This window comes from Methylotenera sp. (assembly GCF_030653755.1).
GTDB lineage: Bacteria > Pseudomonadota > Gammaproteobacteria > Burkholderiales > Methylophilaceae > Methylotenera.
This window is the reverse complement of the sequence record NZ_JAURYU010000041.1, coordinates 1-16,197: the sequence shown is the minus strand read 5'-3', so window position 1 is coordinate 16,197 and position 16,197 is coordinate 1. Positions and strand designations below refer to the sequence as shown.

At 41.6% G+C, this 16,197-nt stretch carries 15 protein-coding genes and 1 other RNA gene; 11 read left to right on the top strand and 5 right to left on the bottom strand.

Annotated elements, in window-relative coordinates; translation table 11 throughout:
* Positions 1–5 precede the first annotated feature (5 nt).
* The 10 genes from Q7U33_RS07100 to Q7U33_RS07055 all read left to right on the top strand — a co-directional run bounded on the left by Q7U33_RS07100 (position 6) and on the right by Q7U33_RS07055 (position 10,155).
* On the top strand, positions 6–1,169 hold the full coding sequence (locus tag Q7U33_RS07100; protein ID WP_304859079.1) for an ATP phosphoribosyltransferase regulatory subunit: 1,164 nt from the start codon (positions 6–8) through the stop codon (positions 1,167–1,169).
* Between the two features lie 70 nt (positions 1,170–1,239).
* Positions 1,240–2,571 carry an adenylosuccinate synthase gene (locus Q7U33_RS07095; RefSeq protein WP_304859076.1) on the top strand — a complete coding sequence of 444 codons (1,332 nt, stop codon included), beginning with the start codon at positions 1,240–1,242 and terminating at the stop codon, positions 2,569–2,571.
* Positions 2,572–2,748: 177 nt separating this feature from the next.
* Positions 2,749–3,306: a flavoprotein gene (locus Q7U33_RS07090; protein WP_304859073.1), complete on the top strand. Its 558-nt coding sequence runs from the start codon at positions 2,749–2,751 to the stop codon at positions 3,304–3,306.
* Position 3,307: 1 nt separating this feature from the next.
* Positions 3,308–4,720 (top strand): DUF6513 domain-containing protein, encoded by a 1,413-nt coding sequence (locus Q7U33_RS07085; RefSeq protein WP_304859071.1) that lies wholly within the window; start codon positions 3,308–3,310, stop codon positions 4,718–4,720.
* A gap of 68 nt (positions 4,721–4,788) precedes the next feature.
* Complete coding sequence (locus Q7U33_RS07080) at positions 4,789–5,364, top strand: DUF447 domain-containing protein (protein WP_304859069.1); 576 nt, start codon at positions 4,789–4,791, stop codon at positions 5,362–5,364.
* 141 nt (positions 5,365–5,505) lie between these two features.
* Complete coding sequence (locus tag Q7U33_RS07075) at positions 5,506–6,192, top strand: (5-formylfuran-3-yl)methyl phosphate synthase (protein WP_304859067.1); 687 nt, start codon at positions 5,506–5,508, stop codon at positions 6,190–6,192.
* A gap of 126 nt (positions 6,193–6,318) precedes the next feature.
* A complete protein-coding gene (locus Q7U33_RS07070; protein WP_304859065.1) occupies positions 6,319–7,407 on the top strand; it encodes an outer membrane beta-barrel protein in 1,089 nt (362 codons plus the stop codon).
* A 59-nt stretch (positions 7,408–7,466) separates the two neighbouring features.
* Positions 7,467–8,819 carry a TRZ/ATZ family hydrolase gene (locus Q7U33_RS07065; protein WP_304859063.1) on the top strand — a complete coding sequence of 451 codons (1,353 nt, stop codon included), beginning with the start codon at positions 7,467–7,469 and terminating at the stop codon, positions 8,817–8,819.
* Positions 8,786–9,514, top strand: a complete 729-nt coding sequence (ubiG, locus tag Q7U33_RS07060; RefSeq protein ID WP_304859060.1) for a bifunctional 2-polyprenyl-6-hydroxyphenol methylase/3-demethylubiquinol 3-O-methyltransferase UbiG — start codon at positions 8,786–8,788, stop codon at positions 9,512–9,514. The genes Q7U33_RS07065 and ubiG overlap by 34 nt, the downstream gene beginning before the upstream one ends.
* 2 nt (positions 9,515–9,516) lie before the next feature.
* The gene (locus Q7U33_RS07055; protein ID WP_304859058.1) at positions 9,517–10,155 is read left to right on the top strand and encodes an HAD family hydrolase; all 639 of its coding nucleotides are present in this window, start codon (positions 9,517–9,519) and stop codon (positions 10,153–10,155) included.
* Between the two features lie 102 nt (positions 10,156–10,257).
* On the opposite strand, the gene recR is transcribed toward Q7U33_RS07055, so the two are convergent.
* The 5 genes from recR to Q7U33_RS07030 all read right to left on the bottom strand — a co-directional run bounded on the left by recR (position 10,258) and on the right by Q7U33_RS07030 (position 14,280).
* On the bottom strand, positions 10,258–10,860 hold the full coding sequence (recR, locus tag Q7U33_RS07050; protein WP_304859056.1) for a recombination mediator RecR: 603 nt from the start codon (positions 10,858–10,860) through the stop codon (positions 10,258–10,260).
* A gap of 25 nt (positions 10,861–10,885) precedes the next feature.
* Complete coding sequence (locus Q7U33_RS07045) at positions 10,886–11,194, bottom strand: YbaB/EbfC family nucleoid-associated protein (RefSeq protein ID WP_304859053.1); 309 nt, start codon at positions 11,192–11,194, stop codon at positions 10,886–10,888.
* 19 nt (positions 11,195–11,213) lie between these two features.
* A complete protein-coding gene (gene dnaX, locus Q7U33_RS07040) occupies positions 11,214–12,920 on the bottom strand; it encodes a DNA polymerase III subunit gamma/tau (protein ID WP_304859050.1) in 1,707 nt (568 codons plus the stop codon).
* Between the two features lie 90 nt (positions 12,921–13,010).
* Positions 13,011–13,107, bottom strand: an RNA gene (ffs, locus tag Q7U33_RS07035) — signal recognition particle sRNA small type.
* Positions 13,108–13,215: 108 nt separating this feature from the next.
* Positions 13,216–14,280: an HD domain-containing phosphohydrolase gene (locus Q7U33_RS07030; protein WP_304859047.1), complete on the bottom strand. Its 1,065-nt coding sequence runs from the start codon at positions 14,278–14,280 to the stop codon at positions 13,216–13,218.
* Positions 14,281–14,553: 273 nt separating this feature from the next.
* Between Q7U33_RS07030 and Q7U33_RS07025 the strand changes: the two genes are divergently transcribed.
* A complete protein-coding gene (locus Q7U33_RS07025) occupies positions 14,554–16,053 on the top strand; it encodes a sensor histidine kinase (protein ID WP_304859044.1) in 1,500 nt (499 codons plus the stop codon).
* Positions 16,054–16,197: the final 144 nt, after the last annotated feature.

Sequence of the window (16,197 nt, the reverse complement as noted above, 5' to 3'; positions counted from 1 at the left end):
TAAATATGCGTAATTGGTTGTTACCTGAATATATTGAAGATGTATTGCCCGCAGAGGCTATGCGAATTGAAGTTTTACGTCGTAAATTGTTAGACCTGTTTAAAGTGCATGGCTATCAGTATGTGATTCCGCCAATGTTGGAGTACATGGAGTCATTAATTACAGGGGTCGGTCATGATTTAGATTTAGCCACATTTAAAGTGGTTGATCAGTTAACTGGACGGCTCATGGGGGTACGTGCGGATATGACACCGCAGGCGGCCAGAATTGATGCGCACCTGTTAAATCATCAAGGCATTACGCGCTTGTGTTACGCGGGTAGCGTACTGCGCACTAAACCTGATGGGCTAGCGTTGACCCGTGAGCCATTGCAAATTGGTGCCGAGCTTTATGGTCATGCTGGCATCGAAAGTGATATTGAGATTCAACGCTTATTGATTAAAGCATTGCAAGCGATTGGTATTGATGAGGTTCATCTTGATTTTAGCCATGTTAATGTATTTGGAAGCTTGGTTGAAGCCAGTCAAATCGGCCCAAAGTTAGAGCAGGATTTATACGCTGCATTGCAAAGTAAAGATCAGCCCGCAGTAGCATCGTTGACAAAAGCGTTAGATCATACAACAAGAGAAGCGTTGCTGAACCTAACAGAGCTTAATGGCGATAAGGCGATTTTAGCTAAAGCATTTAATGTCTTACCTGCAACACCAGCTATTAAAAAGGCGTTAGATAGTTTGCAACAGGTCAGTAATGCGATTGGTCAACTCGGTGCTAGTGTTAGTTTTGACCTGAGCGAGTTGCGTGGGTATCACTATCATAGTGGTATTGTATTTGCTGCGTATGCACAAGGTTACAAAGGCCCGCTGGCATTAGGTGGTCGCTATGATGAGGTTGGGCAATCTTTTGGACGTGCTCGTCCGGCGACTGGATTCAGCCTTGATTTACGTGGTGTGGTAAGTGCTTTGCCGCCTGCTAAATCTGAGATGGCAATTTATGCACCAGCCTCAGAAGATACTTCACTTGTAAGTAAAATTGAAAGCCTAAGAAATGAAGGTCATGTTGTGATTGAAGCGCTAGCTGGATCAGATGTAGACCTCGCTGAACTTAATTGCAATCGTAAGCTTGAGCATTACAATTCAGGCTGGCATGTTGTTGATGTGGTGAATAACTAGTCGTTGTAAACGGTTTTGTCTTAGTCAACATCTCTATTCTAAAAATTAATATTTAATCAAAGTAAACGTTATGGCAAATAAAGCAGCAAAAAATGTAGTCGTCATTGGTACGCAGTGGGGCGACGAAGGCAAAGGGAAGATTGTTGATTGGTTAACGGATCATGCACAAGGTGTTGTGCGTTTTCAAGGTGGCCATAATGCAGGGCACACTTTAGTGGTTGGGCAGGGTGATGCGCAACGTATCTATAAGCTTAATCTTGTTCCTTCTGGCATCGTACGTGCAGGTGTTAATTGCTACATCGGCAATGGCGTAGTTTTAGATGCTGGGCATTTGCTTAAAGAAATTGCTGCTTTAGAAAAAGATGGTTTAGAAGTGAGTAATCGTCTAAAAGTGAGCCCAGGTTGTCCATTGATTATGAGCCATCATGTGGCTGTAGATGTTGCGCGCGAAGCTAAACGTAGCACAGATAAAAAGATTGGCACCACAGGTAAGGGGATTGGCCCAACATACGAAGATAAAGTGGCACGTCGCGCTTTACGTGTATATGACTTGTTTTATCCTGAGCGTTTTTCAGAAAAATTACGCGAAGTAATGGATTACCATAATTTTGTGCTAACAAATTACCTTGATGCCAAACCTGTTGATTTTAATCAACAATATGATGCAAGTATGCAGCATGCAATTGCATTAAAACCGATGATTGCTGATGTATCAGCAGAAATTTATACAGCTAACGCTAAAGGTGAAAATCTATTATTTGAAGGTGCACAAGGTACGTTATTAGATATCGACCACGGTACTTACCCGTATGTAACGTCAAGTAATTGTATTGCAGGGCAGGCATCTGCAGGCACAGGCGTTGGCGCGAATATGTTGCATTATGTATTGGGCATCACTAAGGCTTACACAACACGTGTAGGTGGCGGACCTTTCCCTAGTGAGTTGGATATCGAAACACAGGGACTACCTGGTTATCAAATGTCGAATAAAGGTCAAGAGATTGGCACTGTGACTAAACGTAAACGTCGTTGTGGTTGGTTTGATGCGGCGGCATTGCGTCGCTCTGCAATGATTAACGGCTTAACTGGTTTATGTATCACTAAGCTAGATGTGTTAGATGGCATTCAAGCGCTTAATATTTGTACAGGTTATGAGTTGGATGGTAAAAAAATCGATTTATTACCGATTGGTGCAGATGATGTAGCTGGATGTAAACCGATTTATGAAACTGTTCCAGGCTGGACAGAAACCACTTTTGGTGTAAAAACGTGGGATGGTTTACCTAAAAATGCACAAAACTACCTGAAACGCTTAGAAGCGTTATGTGGCGTGCCGATTGCCATCGTTTCTACAGGCCCTGAACGTGACGAAACGATTGTTATTGAGCATCCTTTTGCTTAATTAATAATTGTTTGGTGCGAATGCAATTAAAGTTAATTAGCACCTATTGACACAATAAAAGCTGAAAATAATCAGTGCGCCAGATGATCTTTGTAGATGTTTTGCAAAGAAGTAGTCTGGTGTTTTTTCTTGTGTAGTGATTGTCATGTGTTCTTCAAAGTATATGTTTGGTTAAAAATGATAGATAAGAAAAGTCAACGTTTGGCATGGGCGATTACAGGCTCTGGGCACTATTTGCGTGAGTCAATTGCAATTTTAAACACATTAGAAAACGTTGATGTTTTTCTAAGTAGGGCTGGGGCAGAAATCATTCAGCAATATGGTTTTCATCAAGAGTTAAATGCTGCTGGTCATCGTATTTATCAGGATAAGACAGCGAGTAGTGTGCCTGTTGAGTTGTTTTATCAAGGTAAATATCATAGCTTAGTGATTGCGCCAGCCACTTCAAACACAATCGCTAAAATGGCTTATGGTTTTTCTGATAGCTTAGTCACTAATTTATTTGCGCAAGCAGGAAAAACACGTGTGCCTAGTATTGTCTTTGCATGTGATACTGCGCCAGAGCTTGAGTCAGAAGCACCACGAGACAACGTTGTTAAAGTTTATCCACGTAAGATTGATTTAGACAATATTACAAAACTTAAATCGTTTGAAATGACCAGTGTGGTTGAAGATATGGATAGCTTAAGTAAGTGCATTCAACAGCATTTGCAGTTGGCATTGCAAACTGACTAGCATGACGAAAAATCTACTTTTTTTAACGGGTAAGCTTGCCGAAAAAAGTCTGAACAAGGTGCTGAGTGAAGTACAAAATAACCCAAAAACGCCGCCTTTTAAGTACCGTGTAGAGCAAATTGGTGTTTCTGTTGCTGCGTTAATGACCCCAGATTTAATTGCGCGTAGAGTCAAAGAAACTGGTGATGCAGATAAAGTGATTGTGCCAGGTTTGTGCCAAGGTGATTTGACGATGCTTGAGGCTAAATATGGCGTTCCTGTAGAGCGTGGCCCAGCAGATTTAAAAGATCTGCCCCAATATTTCGGGCATCAAGGCGCGGTACCAGACTTGAGCCAATATCAAGTAAAAATATTCGCTGAGATTGTAGATGCACCGTATTTAAGTGTTGAAGGCATCTTGCAAAAAGCGCTGCAATATCAGGCGCAGGGTGCAAATGTCATTGATCTAGGCTGTCTACCAGCTGTTCCATTTCCTCATCTTGCGGAAACCATTAAGGCACTTAAATTAGAGGGCATAAATGTAAGTGTTGACTCTCTAAACACGGATGATTTACTCAAAGCTGGGCATGCTGGTGCTGATTATCTGTTAAGTCTCACTGAAAAAACACTTTGGATCGCGCAAGAAGTGGCTGCTACGCCAATCTTGATTCCAGCAAAGCCGCATAGCTTACCTTCGTTGTATCGTGCTATAGATGCATGTATTAAACTAGGTAAACCTTTTATTGCTGATGCAATTCTTGATCCTATACACTTTGGGTTGACTGATTCGATTGTTCGCTACCATCAGCTCCGTAAGAAATACCCTGATATAGATATCATGATGGGCATCGGTAACCTCACGGAACTGACCGATGCAGACACAACGGGAATCAATGCACTGCTGTTCGGGATGATTAGTGAGCTTAATGTGAGTGCTGTGTTAGCAACTTCAGTGAGTCCTCACGCGATCAATGCTATACCAGAGGCCGATATTGCCAGGCGCACGATGTATGCTGCAAAACGTGATGACAGGTTGCCACGTGGTTACAGTAATAGTTTGCTAGGGCTACATGATAGACGTCCGTTTACCTACAGTGCAGACGAGATCAAAGAGATTGCATCACAAATCAAAGACCCTAGCTTTCGCATTCAGGTGAGTGAGCAGGGGCTACATGTTTACAACCGAGATGGTATCTACGATGCGCTTGATCCCTTTGTGTTGTATCCAGATTTAAAAGTGGATAACGATGCTTCGCATGCTTTTTATCTAGGCGTTGAGTTGGCTCGCGCGCAAATCGCATGGCAGTTGGGTAAACGCTACGTGCAAGATCAGGAGTTAGACTGGGGTATTAATGCTAAGCGTACCGATGTTGGCGCTAAAGTAGCGCATCGTGAAACTTCTATCAAAGAAAAGCGTGCAAAAAAAGATGTTTAGGAAATTTGCGAGTGAGTGATTGTTAACCGTAAGCGTAATAACACTCGCAGTACAATGAAAGTTAAAGCATGATTTATGAAACCATCGTTAGCTCTGTAGATGCCCAAGGCGTCGCCCACGTTACGCCGTTTGGTATACGTATGCAAGATGGCTTGGTTGTCATTTCGCCATTTAAACCATCTACAACGTTATCGAATATATTAGCAACGGGGCATGCAGTTGTTAATTTAACAGATGATGTGCGTGTGTTTGCTGCAACCTTGACTTCTAGGCCAGTTGGCAGTTTAACGCCAGCTACCAAGATTAATAGCGTTAGATTAACTGAGGTATTAGCACATAAAGAACTGAAATTAGTGAAATTTGAGGACGACGATATACGTCCGCAACTTTTTCTAGAGGTAGTTCATGAGGCCTATCATCAACCCTTTCAAGGATTTAACCGAGCGCAGGCAGCAGTGATTGAGCTAGCAGTTCTAGTTAGCCGTTTAAAAAGATTGCCACTAGAAAAAATTTGCCAAGAAATGGATTATCTAACCATTGCCATTGAGAAAACAGCTGGGCCAAGAGAGCTAGAAGCTTGGGGTTGGTTGATTGAAGTGGTGCAAAATCATAAAGCTGCGCTTAACTCTGAAAATTTAGCTTAAATGAACTTGGTTTAATGGAGTTTGCTTTAAGAATACCTAGCTTAAGAGAATCTAGCTTAAAAGAACTTGCCATAAGAATACTTAATCTTAAGGAAATTCGGCCTAATTTATGAATAACATCGGTTTAAGAATTGCAATTGCATGACACAATTATTGATTAGCGTGACAGATATTGATGAAGCACAATTAGCTTTGATGCATGGAGCTGACTTGATTGATTTAAAAGACCCTCAACAGGGCGCATTAGGTGCATTGCCTATTGCTACTATCCAAGAAGTCGTGAATTTTGTGAATACGCACAGAACTCACGCACAACAGTTGACTAGTGCAACGGTTGGGGATTTGCCTATGCAAGCAGATTTAATCTTGCAAGAGGTGTTGGCCGTTGCCAACACAAACGTTGATTTTGTTAAGATAGGCTTTTTTGAATCAGAAGACTATCAACCATGTTTGGATGCCTTGGCCGAAGTTGCAAAGAATGGCGTCAAGTTAATTGCAGTTTTATTTGCTGAAACGACGTACCCAAGACATTTGGTTGATCTAATTAAAAATGCAGGTTTTTATGGGGTAATGTTAGACACCTCACAGAAAAATGGTGCAACCTTCATGCATTATTATACTGATAAGCAAATAATGTCATTTTCTAGACAAGTTAAAGATCATGCTATGGTTTTTGGACTGGCGGGATCTCTAAAAATACAACATCTAGAAAAAGTAGCTATGTACACTCCAACATATATTGGTTTTAGAGGTGGGGTGTGTGTAGGCGATCAACGTAAACTAAGCTTAGACGGTGATAAAATAAAATTAATTCGTAAACGGCTGTAACTTTGTTGTATTTAAACAACAAAGTTAGCTGAAAGCTAGTAAATACAACAAGTTGTAGGTTGCGTTACATCGCCTATCTAGGTATCATCAATACAACAAAAGTTTCATTAACAAGGAGCAATAAGAATGAAAAAGAATATCTTAAATATCGCTGTTGCAGCGACATTAGGTTTAGCAGCATTTGCTGTATCTGCAGAAGATATGTACCGCGGTGCTTGGTACGCACTACCAGGTATTAGTCACATGGATACAGATAACGACCTAGAAGCTAATAACGGCGGTGGCGCGTTTATCAAGCTTGGTAAAGAATTATCTGAGCACTGGGATATTCAAGGTGGAGTAGGTTATAACCGCGCAAGTGAAGATACTGGTATTGCTGGTGTTGGTGGCCGTTATAAACAAACAACTTTAGGCGTTGATGCTTTATACATGTTTAGCCGTGAAAAATTCCGTCCATTCTTGTTAGCTGGTTTAGGTGTAGCACGTAACGATGTTGACTATAGCCACGCTTCAGCAGACGTTGATGCTAAAAAAACTTCATGGATGGCAAATGTGGGTTTAGGTGCACAGTATTTGTTTAGTGATTCATTTGGCTTGCAAGCCGATGTACGTCATCAATTGAGCCGTGCAAAAACAACTACAGATAACGGTGCTTTTGATAGAGACACAAGAACAATTGGTAACACGCTAGTAAGCTTAGGCGGTATCTTCCGTTTTGGCGCACCAGCAGTAATGCCAGTTGCTGCAGTTGAGCCAGAGCCAGCACCAATTGCACCTGCGCCAGTTGCTGCTGCAGAGCCTGCGCCAGCGCCAGTGTGTGAACCACAATATGAAACAATCACGATTGAAGCTTCTAAATTGTTTGCTTTTGATGAAGCTAAGCTAAAAGATACTAGCGTTTTAGACAACGAAGTTGTGCCTAAAATGAAAGAGAATAAAATCTTTGCAAGTGTTAAAGTGGTTGGTCATACAGATAAACTTGGTAGTGAAGCTTACAACCAAAAACTTTCTGAAAAACGTGCTAACCAAGTACGTGATTATTTGATTGCTCAAGGTGTTGAAGCTGATCGTCTAGTTGCTGTTGGTAAAGGTGAGATGATTCCATTGGTGGATTGCGACGGCGTAAAAGGTCGTAAAGCGTTAATCGAATGTTTAGCTCCAAACCGCCGTGTTGAGATTGAAGCAACACGTTCAATGGAAAAAGGTTGTAAATAATTTTCTGGTTTTAAAAAGCCCCGCTCTGCGGGGCTTTTTTATTGGTAGAATGAGATGCTATGACAAAACAAGAACAATTGCCGATACCCATTACCCACGTTGAGCTGATGATAGAAGCTCGCTGGGTTGTTCCTGTAGACTCAAGTAATTCATTACATGAGTTTTACTCTGTTGTGATTAATCATCAAATCATTGTGGACGTACTACCAACAGCCCAAGCTCGAGTGAAATATACAGCAAGTGAGTCAGTAGTTTTAAATGATCATGTTTTAATTCCAGGCTTGATTAATGGGCATACGCACGCTGCAATGACCTTAATGCGTGGAATTGCAGATGATCTGCCGCTAATGGTTTGGCTAAATGATCATATCTGGCCAGCCGAGCGTGCAATCGTAACAGAGCGTTATGTTGCAGATGCATCTTTGCTTGCCAGTGCTGAAATGTTAAGTGGCGGCACTACTTGTTTTAATGATATGTACTTTTACCCACAAGCTACGGCGATGGCTGTTAGCAAAGCTGGTATTCGGGCGCATTTAGGGCTAACTGTGCTTGAGTTTCCAACGAATTATGCCGCTGATGCAGATGATTATTTGCAAAAAGGTTTTGAAGCGCATGATAGTTGGCGCAGTAATCCATTGATAAGCTCATCATTGGCGCCACATGCCCCTTATACGATATCTAATCAGACTTTTGAAAAAGTATTGACCTATGCAGAGCAGTTGGGCTTGGGGATACATACGCACTTACATGAAACTCGTGATGAACTTAGCCAGAGTGAGTCTGGCTACGGTGTGAGACCCATCAAAAGAATTGCTGATCTTGGTTTGCTAGGGCCAGGTTTTGTCGCCGCACACGGCGTACATTTATTGCCACATGAAATTGATATGTTAGCCGAGTATGGATGCCATATTGCACACTGTCCAACGTCTAACTTAAAGTTAGGCAGCGGTGTTGCGCCAATCAATGCTTTATTAAAAAATAATGTCAATGTATGTATCGGTACTGACAGCGCTGCGAGCAATAATCGCCTTGATATGTTTAGCGAGATGCGCCTTGCTGCTTTGTTGTCAAAAGGTGCCAATGAAGATGCCTCTATACTGCCTGCATATCAGGCAATTGAAATGGTGACGATTAATGCAGCCAAAGCGATGGGATTAGATCATAAGATTGGTAGTATCGAAATAGGGAAGCAAGCGGATTTAGTGGCCGTTAAACTGAGCGACTTTTCAATATCACCTTGTTATGACCCAGTCTCGCATTTGGTTTATAGCTGTGGTCGTGAACATGTAACCCATACTTGGGTGGCAGGTGAGTTGCGTTACAGTCATGGAACATTTGCGAATATAGAACCAGTAGAGTTAAAGGAAATTATCCAAACATGGCAACCGAAGCTAAGACAATACAAACATTAAATGCAGATGTACTAGAACTGCAGAAATTTGGCGAACTTGCCCATAAATGGTGGGATAAGAATAGTGAATTTAAGCCTTTACATGAAATTAACCCACTGCGTTTAAACTACATCGACAGCTTGGCTGGCTTGAGTGGTAAGCGTGTGCTTGATGTTGGTTGTGGTGGCGGGATTTTGTCTGAATCCATGTACTTTAAAGGTGCTGATGTCTCAGGAATTGATTTGGGTGAAAAAGCACTCAATGTCGCTAAATTGCATCAGTTAGAGAGCGGTGCAAAAGTTAGCTATATGCTCACGTCAGTAGAGCAGTTAGCACTTGAGCAGCCTGCGAGTTTTGATGTAGTGACTTGTATGGAAATGCTAGAGCATGTACCCGACCCAGCCTCTATCGTGGCGGCGTGTGCAAAATTGGTTAAGCCTGGCGGTGCGGTGTTTTTTTCAACCATTAACCGTAACCCTAAAGCGTATTTATTTGCGGTACTGGGCGCAGAGTACCTATTGAATATGTTACCCAAGGGTACGCATGATTATGCCAAGTTTATTAAGCCATCTGAGCTGTCAGCTTGGGTAAGACAAAATGGTTTAACGGTATCTGGTATGCGCGGAATGAGCTATCAGCCTTTTACACAGCAGTATTCTTTAGGTGATGATGTTTCAGTCAACTATCTAATACATACAGAACTTAGTGATGATTAATCATGATTTTATTTGATTTAGACGGTACTTTAGTCGATACCGCGCACGACCTTGCTTACGCGCTCAACTTGCAACGATTGCGTCACGGCTTAGTAGAGTTGTCGTTAGAGGTTATCAGGCCTTACGCCTCACATGGCTCTAAAGGTTTGTTAGCGGTAGGATTTGATTTAACAGTTGATGATGCTGATTTTGCAGAGATGCGCGATGAATATCTCGCCATTTATGACCAAGTCTTAACGCGACAACCAATTCTCTTTGATGGTATTGCTGAGTTGTTGATTTCTCTGGAGGCTAAGCATATCCCTTGGGGGGTTGTAACGAATAAGCCTCGCCGTTTTACACAGCCTTTAATGCATAGTATCGGTTTGCTGGCGCGTGCTGCATGCGTAGTTAGCGGTGATGATGCACCGCGACCTAAACCATATCCTGATACTTTGTTGATGGCTTGCAAGCAGGTTGATGTAAATCCAGCACAATGTTGGTATGTAGGTGACGCTGAGCGTGATATTCAGGCAGGGAAGGCCGCAGGGATGCGAACTGTGGTGGCTTTATATGGATACTTGGCAGAGACCGATCAACCGGCAGCTTGGGGTGCAGATAGGATGATTAATAAACCACTGGATTTTTTAGGATTAATCTAGCGATTGTTAACATTAATTTTGTTTAGGTTTTTTGATAGCTTCTACTTGCTAAGACTCGTTCTTGAGTCTTAGCTGTGTTGTTAGGCTGCCATCGATTGAGCGTTATTTGAATACGCTTCTACGCTCTAGCATGGCTTGTGCCAACGTTCCTGAATCCACGTATTCAATCTCGCCGCCCATTGGCATGCCACGCGCAATACGGCTAACTTTTATGCCGCGTACACGTAATAACTCACTGATGTAATGAGCCGTTGCATCACCTTCTACGGTGTAGTTGGTTGCTAAAATGACTTCTTCTACAATGCCATCATGGGCACGTTTAATGAGTTTATCTAGATGAATCTCTTTAGGACCAATACCATCCAATGGAGACAGCCTACCCATCAGCACAAAATACATGCCAGTGTAAGCACGCGTATTTTCTAGCATAATAAGGTCTGTTGGCATTTCTACTACACATAGCACTGTTTTGTCTCGTTGTGCTGATTCACACAGCGGACAAATCGGCTGCTCACTAAATGTATTGCAAAGTTTACAGTGGTCAACGACCTGTAGTGCATTGTTTAGGGCTAAAGCTAAGCCATTTGCGCCTTGCCTATCACGTTGCAAAAGATAATAGGCCATGCGCTGTGCCGACTTTGGCCCCACGCCTGGTAAGCAACGTAAGCTATCAATCAGTTGTTCAAGGGCAGGCGGGTTCTTCATCAAGGTCTTAAATTAGGGCTGATACTTAGAATGGCAGTTTCATACCAGCAGGCATAAAGCTTGATAGGCGCGAAGAAGAGGTAGCCTCAGCTTTTGCTGTAGCATCTTTGAGTGCGATGACTAATAAATCTTCTAAAGTCTCTTTATCATCCATCACGCTGTCATCTAAGGTAACGCGTTTCACTTCATTTTTACAGGTCATTTGTACTTTAACCAAGCCGTTGGCTGCAATACCTTCAACTTCAATGTTAGCGAGCTCTTCTTGCGCTTTTTGCATGTTAGCTTGCATTTGCTGGGCTTGTTTCATTAGATTGCCCATGCCACCTTTCATCATAGTGTTCTCCTTAATTTAATTAAATTGGTTTGATGCTGTTGGGAATAATTGTTGCGCCAAAATCATCAATCAGCGCTTGTACAAAGCTATCTTCTTCTATTGCGTTTTCTGCATTGGCCTGTGCTTGTGCTTTTTCTTGAAAAATCTGTTTAGCAGGGGTGTTACCTGTGCCGCCTATGCTAAATTGCAATTTGATTTTACGGTCAAAATGCTGACCAATGGCGGTTGTTAATTTTTCTTGATAATTAGGTGAAACTAAGTGTTTTTGGCTTTCTGGCACGCTTAGTGAAATATTGTGTTCATCATAGGCAACTAGTTCACAGTGTTTGGCTAACTCTCTGGCAAGCCCAAGTTTTAATGCGTCAACTAAGGCACGCCAATTACCATTAAAGGTATTGTTGTTTGCTTGCGTAGAAACTGAGGTGCTTTCAGCATCGATAGGCGCTGGTACGTTAGCTTCTATCTGTGTTTTTTCGTTTATAGGTGTAGCATCTTCAATCTCAGTAACTGCTTGCTGCTTGATTGGACTTGCAGCTTGCACGACGGGTGTTGCTGTACGTGCGTTTCTATCTGGAGCACTGCTAACAGGTGTGTTGTTGATAGGGCTCGGTGTTTTAGTCTTGTTAGCCGATGCGCTATTCTCGTTTGGTGTAAATGCTAGCATACGCAACAAACTCATGGTAAAGCCAGCAAACTCATCAGGTGCTAAGCCGATGTCGCGACGTCCTAGTAAGGCGATTTGATAATAGAGCTGTAAAGTTTCAGGCTGAATTTTTTGTGCTAATCCTAATAGTGCTTCGCGTTCTGGAAGGTCGTTAGCGACGCTTTCAGGGACAGTTTGTGCGACAGCAACTTGATGTAGTAATTGAGCGAAATCATTAAGTGCCGCATCAAATGATATGCTACGTTCTTCCATTGCTTTTGCTTGATTAATCAGACTGTTGCCGTCATTAGCGAGTAGTGCATCTAATAGTTGATATAAGTAGCTTTGATCAATGGCTCCCAGCATGGCGCGGACTTCTGACTCGTTCACTGTTTGACCACCATAAGCGATGGCTTGATCTGTGAGGGAGAGTGCATCACGCATGCTGCCAGCAGCTGCACGCGAAATTAAGTGAAGTGCGGTTGGTTCAAAGGTAATGTTTTCTTGGGTCAGGATATTCTGTAAATGGCCTGTAATGGAAGTGCCAGCCATTTGACGTAAATTGAATTGTAAGCAACGTGACAGTACCGTCACTGGTACTTTTTGAGGGTCTGTAGTTGCTAGAATAAACTTAACGTGAGCGGGCGGCTCTTCCAGCGTTTTAAGCATGGCATTGAATGCGCTCTTTGAAAGCATGTGTACTTCATCAATGATATACACTTTGAAGCGACCAGCGGTTGGCGCATATTGTGCGTTATCAAGTAAATCGCGCATTGCATCTACTTGGGTATTACTTGCCGCATCCACTTCGATTAAATCAACGAACCGACCTTTATCAATTTCTGTGCAGGCATTGCAAACACCACAAGGCTTTGCTGTGATGCCAGTTTCGCAATTGAGAGATTTTGCCAGAATACGCGCTAGTGTGGTTTTGCCGACACCACGTGTGCCAGTAAACAAGTAAGCATGGTGCAATCGGTTTTGTTCAAGAGCATTGGTGAGCGCACGGACTACGTGGTCTTGACCGACCAGTGTTTCAAACGATTTTGGGCGCCATTTACGCGCGAGCACTTGATATGACATAGCCTAAACTTTAGCTGAAAATTGTATTTTCGTCTTTAAATTATTAGGAGATTCTTTAACTTTTTAATTGTGCTTTGGCTAAAGAGAAGAGGAGGCGAGCCTTGACCCCGGCACTTGCTTAATAGTTGTGGCTGCTTGCTTCCGCACCTGACCAGATTGGCTACTTCACAATGCGGGGAGGCCCGCCAGACGGAATTTTACAATACTTTGCTAGGTTTACGTTAGTGCTTTGTTGATATTTGTGTATGTTATTGTGATTCAAAAATATTGCTGCTAGTTAAGTCTTTTGTTTGCATTAAAATAGAGCGTGGTTTTCAGCTTCAATGGCTTCATCTAAGAAGGTATTTTTAATGTTCATGATTTCATCAAAGTCACTAAAGAAAGCATCCACACAGATGGGGTCAAAATGTTGGCCACTACCCTCTCTTAGTAGTTTGCAAGCGTCTTCAATAGACCATGCTTTTTTGTAAGGGCGTTCTGAGGTGAGCGCATCAAATACATCCGCTACAGCAACAATACGGCCAAATAAAGGAATGTTTTCACCAGATAAGCCATTAGGGTAGCCGCTCCCATCAAACTTTTCATGATGCGTCAGTGCAATTTCCGCAGCGATTTTAAGCAAATGAGTGCTGTTTGCATTGAGTAATTCGTAACCAATAGTTGCATGCTGCTTCATGATTACAAACTCTTCTGGCGTTAGGCGGCCTGGTTTAAGCAAAATTGCATCAGGAATCCCAACTTTACCAATGTCATGCATTGGCGCGGCTTCAAGTAGTAATTCCTGTTTTTGAAGAGACAAACCAAGCACGTGTGCAATATGTTTAGAATAATGCGCCATACGCTGAATGTGAGCACCAGTTTCTGGGTCGCGATATTCAGCGGCTTTTGCTAGGCAGAATATCGTTTCACGTTCTTGATCTTTAATTTTTGCAGTCGCTTTGCGTACTTCATCGTCTAGCCATGCGGCACGATCTATTAATGCTTTTTGGCTTTGGCGTAATGCAAGCATGTTTCTTGCGCGAGTGATAAATTCAATATTATCTAAAGGTTTGTTGAGAAAGTCAGTCACTCCGCTAGCAAGTGCTTTTTGGCGTATTGACGTGTCACTGTTAGCTGTCACCATTAAGACTGGAATCTCAGCGTTGTTGACGAAACCTCTGAATTGCTGAGTGAATTGGATGCCATCCATTTCGGGCATTCCATAATTGACGACAACTAAATCAGGCTCATTATCTCTGCACCAGATAAGTGCCTTGAGAGGATTAGTAAATGCAATGGGTTCGTATTCTGGAATCTTTTTAATGAGATGCTTCAGTAATGTGATGTTAAGTTCAGTGTTGTCAATTAACAATATGCGCATGTTTTCTCATCGGCTAGTATTAAAACACCCCATAATTATGACTTAAAAATGGGTAAGAAAAAAAGTGTGTAGGTGTTTTTTTTGAGATTTGCAATCAATCACTTTGAATGTAAAAATAAAAATTTAAGTACCAACACAATCGTCAATATTAGCACTTTGAGTGATACCTAGGTCTTTTGTATGAATACTTAAATGTATAATAAGTTTTATGCCTAAGCTTATTTTTGCGATTTAGTATTTTTCTCATTCATTGAAAATATAAGGTTTAATCAAATGACTGTTTCGATTAAAGTACCTCAAGAGTCTCTACCTGTGTTTTTAAATGAGAACCCACAATTCCTGAATGAACTATTTCATGCAATCGCGGATGAAATTTATCTGCTTGATGCTTCAGATATGAAGCTTATTTATGCCAATCAAAGTGTAATAAGCAATACAAATTGTGATTTGCATGAGTTACAAGCACATAAGCTTTTAGATGTACTGGGTGTGAGTAACACAACTTTAAAAGCACATTTTTATGCTCATCGAAATGACAAAAAATTCTTACGATTGATGCAGGATCAGACGCCTATTATTGGACACAAAGGCCATGATCAGTTACGTGTTAAGTTGATTGAGCTAGCCCAGAAAACTTTTTTATTAATCATTAAAAATGATTTTTCACCAATATCAGTGAGTGATTGCCGCGAGTGTAAAAGTAATTTTAATCAAGTTTTAATGGATAGTGAGTCAAGAGTGGAGGCCATTATTTCGAATACGCCAGGCTTAGTTTTTCAGTTACAGCTTGATCCTAATGGTGATGTTGTTTTTAGCTATCTTAGTGACGCTTGTAAAGCATTGCTAGGTTTGAATGCATCTGACTTGATGCAGGAGTCAAAGCTATTTTTTGCTATGATGAACCCAAGAGATAGAGCCTCATTAAGAAAGCGTTTAAAACTTTCTGCAGATGAGCTTACTCAGTTAGATTGGGAGGGAAGAGTCTGGATTAATGATTGGCAGGATAATAAGTGGATTAATCTGCGAGCAATCCCAAAAGTTTTAAATGATGGGGTTATTCAATGGGTTGGTATTATGATTAATATCACTCAAAGCAGAAATGAAAAGTATGAACTGCAAGAATCGCGCCATGAGTTGGCCCGACTAACTGTGCACATGAATCAAATTAAAGAGTTAGAGCGTACTAGAATCGCTCGAGAGATTCATGATGATTTAGGGGGTAATTTAACTGCAATTAAAATTAGCTTGGCCTCTATCATTAATCGATTAACAGCAGGCCAGACAGTTTCTGTTGAGCAGGCAAAAGGTTTAGAGTCTATTGTAGATAATACATTTGAAGCTATCCATAAAATATCGAGTGATCTGAGGCCTAATATATTAGACTTGGGGATTGTTGCAGCGCTCGAGTGGCAGGCTAAAGAGTTTGAAAAGCAAGTGGGTGTGTCGTGTACCTTTACGACCAATCAATCAGAGATTATGGTGACGCCTGATCAAGCAATTACTTTATTTCGGATTTGCCAAGAGTCGATGTCTAATATTGCGAAGCATGCAAATGCAACAGCTGTGAATGTGGAGTTGAATCTACATTATGGTGAAATAATCATGAAAATTAGTGATAATGGCGTGGGCATTGATTTTGCAGATACTTATAAACCGAACTCTTTTGGTTTGAGAGGGATGCAAGAGCGAGTTGCTGCCTTATACGGTAGCTTTGATATTGATAAACTTGCAGATAATGGCACTGCAATTACGGTCACATTGCCCATAGAGTAGTGGCTGAAGAATTTTGCTAAAAATATTATTACGTGTGTATGCAATAGCTTTGCGTGGATTGTTGTTCAAAAATGAAACGATGGTGTGAGTGATGAGTAAAAAACATAAAATAAAAGTCATTATCGCGGATGATCATGCAATTTT

Coding starts and splice junctions, on each gene's coding strand:
- Q7U33_RS07095 (WP_304859076.1), top strand. CDS start 1,240: ATGGCAAATAAAGCAGCAAAAAATGTAGTCGTCATTGGTACGCAGTGG.
- Q7U33_RS07030 (WP_304859047.1), bottom strand. CDS start 14,280: ATGCGCATATTGTTAATTGACAACACTGAACTTAACATCACATTACTG.
- recR (WP_304859056.1), bottom strand. CDS start 10,860: ATGAAGAACCCGCCTGCCCTTGAACAACTGATTGATAGCTTACGTTGC.
- Q7U33_RS07085 (WP_304859071.1), top strand. CDS start 3,308: ATGACGAAAAATCTACTTTTTTTAACGGGTAAGCTTGCCGAAAAAAGT.
- Q7U33_RS07045 (WP_304859053.1), bottom strand. CDS start 11,194: ATGATGAAAGGTGGCATGGGCAATCTAATGAAACAAGCCCAGCAAATG.
- Q7U33_RS07055 (WP_304859058.1), top strand. CDS start 9,517: ATGATTTTATTTGATTTAGACGGTACTTTAGTCGATACCGCGCACGAC.
- Q7U33_RS07090 (WP_304859073.1), top strand. CDS start 2,749: ATGATAGATAAGAAAAGTCAACGTTTGGCATGGGCGATTACAGGCTCT.
- ubiG (WP_304859060.1), top strand. CDS start 8,786: ATGGCAACCGAAGCTAAGACAATACAAACATTAAATGCAGATGTACTA.
- Q7U33_RS07025 (WP_304859044.1), top strand. CDS start 14,554: ATGACTGTTTCGATTAAAGTACCTCAAGAGTCTCTACCTGTGTTTTTA.
- Q7U33_RS07075 (WP_304859067.1), top strand. CDS start 5,506: ATGACACAATTATTGATTAGCGTGACAGATATTGATGAAGCACAATTA.
- Q7U33_RS07100 (WP_304859079.1), top strand. CDS start 6: ATGCGTAATTGGTTGTTACCTGAATATATTGAAGATGTATTGCCCGCA.
- Q7U33_RS07070 (WP_304859065.1), top strand. CDS start 6,319: ATGAAAAAGAATATCTTAAATATCGCTGTTGCAGCGACATTAGGTTTA.
- dnaX (WP_304859050.1), bottom strand. CDS start 12,920: ATGTCATATCAAGTGCTCGCGCGTAAATGGCGCCCAAAATCGTTTGAA.
- Q7U33_RS07080 (WP_304859069.1), top strand. CDS start 4,789: ATGATTTATGAAACCATCGTTAGCTCTGTAGATGCCCAAGGCGTCGCC.
- Q7U33_RS07065 (WP_304859063.1), top strand. CDS start 7,467: ATGACAAAACAAGAACAATTGCCGATACCCATTACCCACGTTGAGCTG.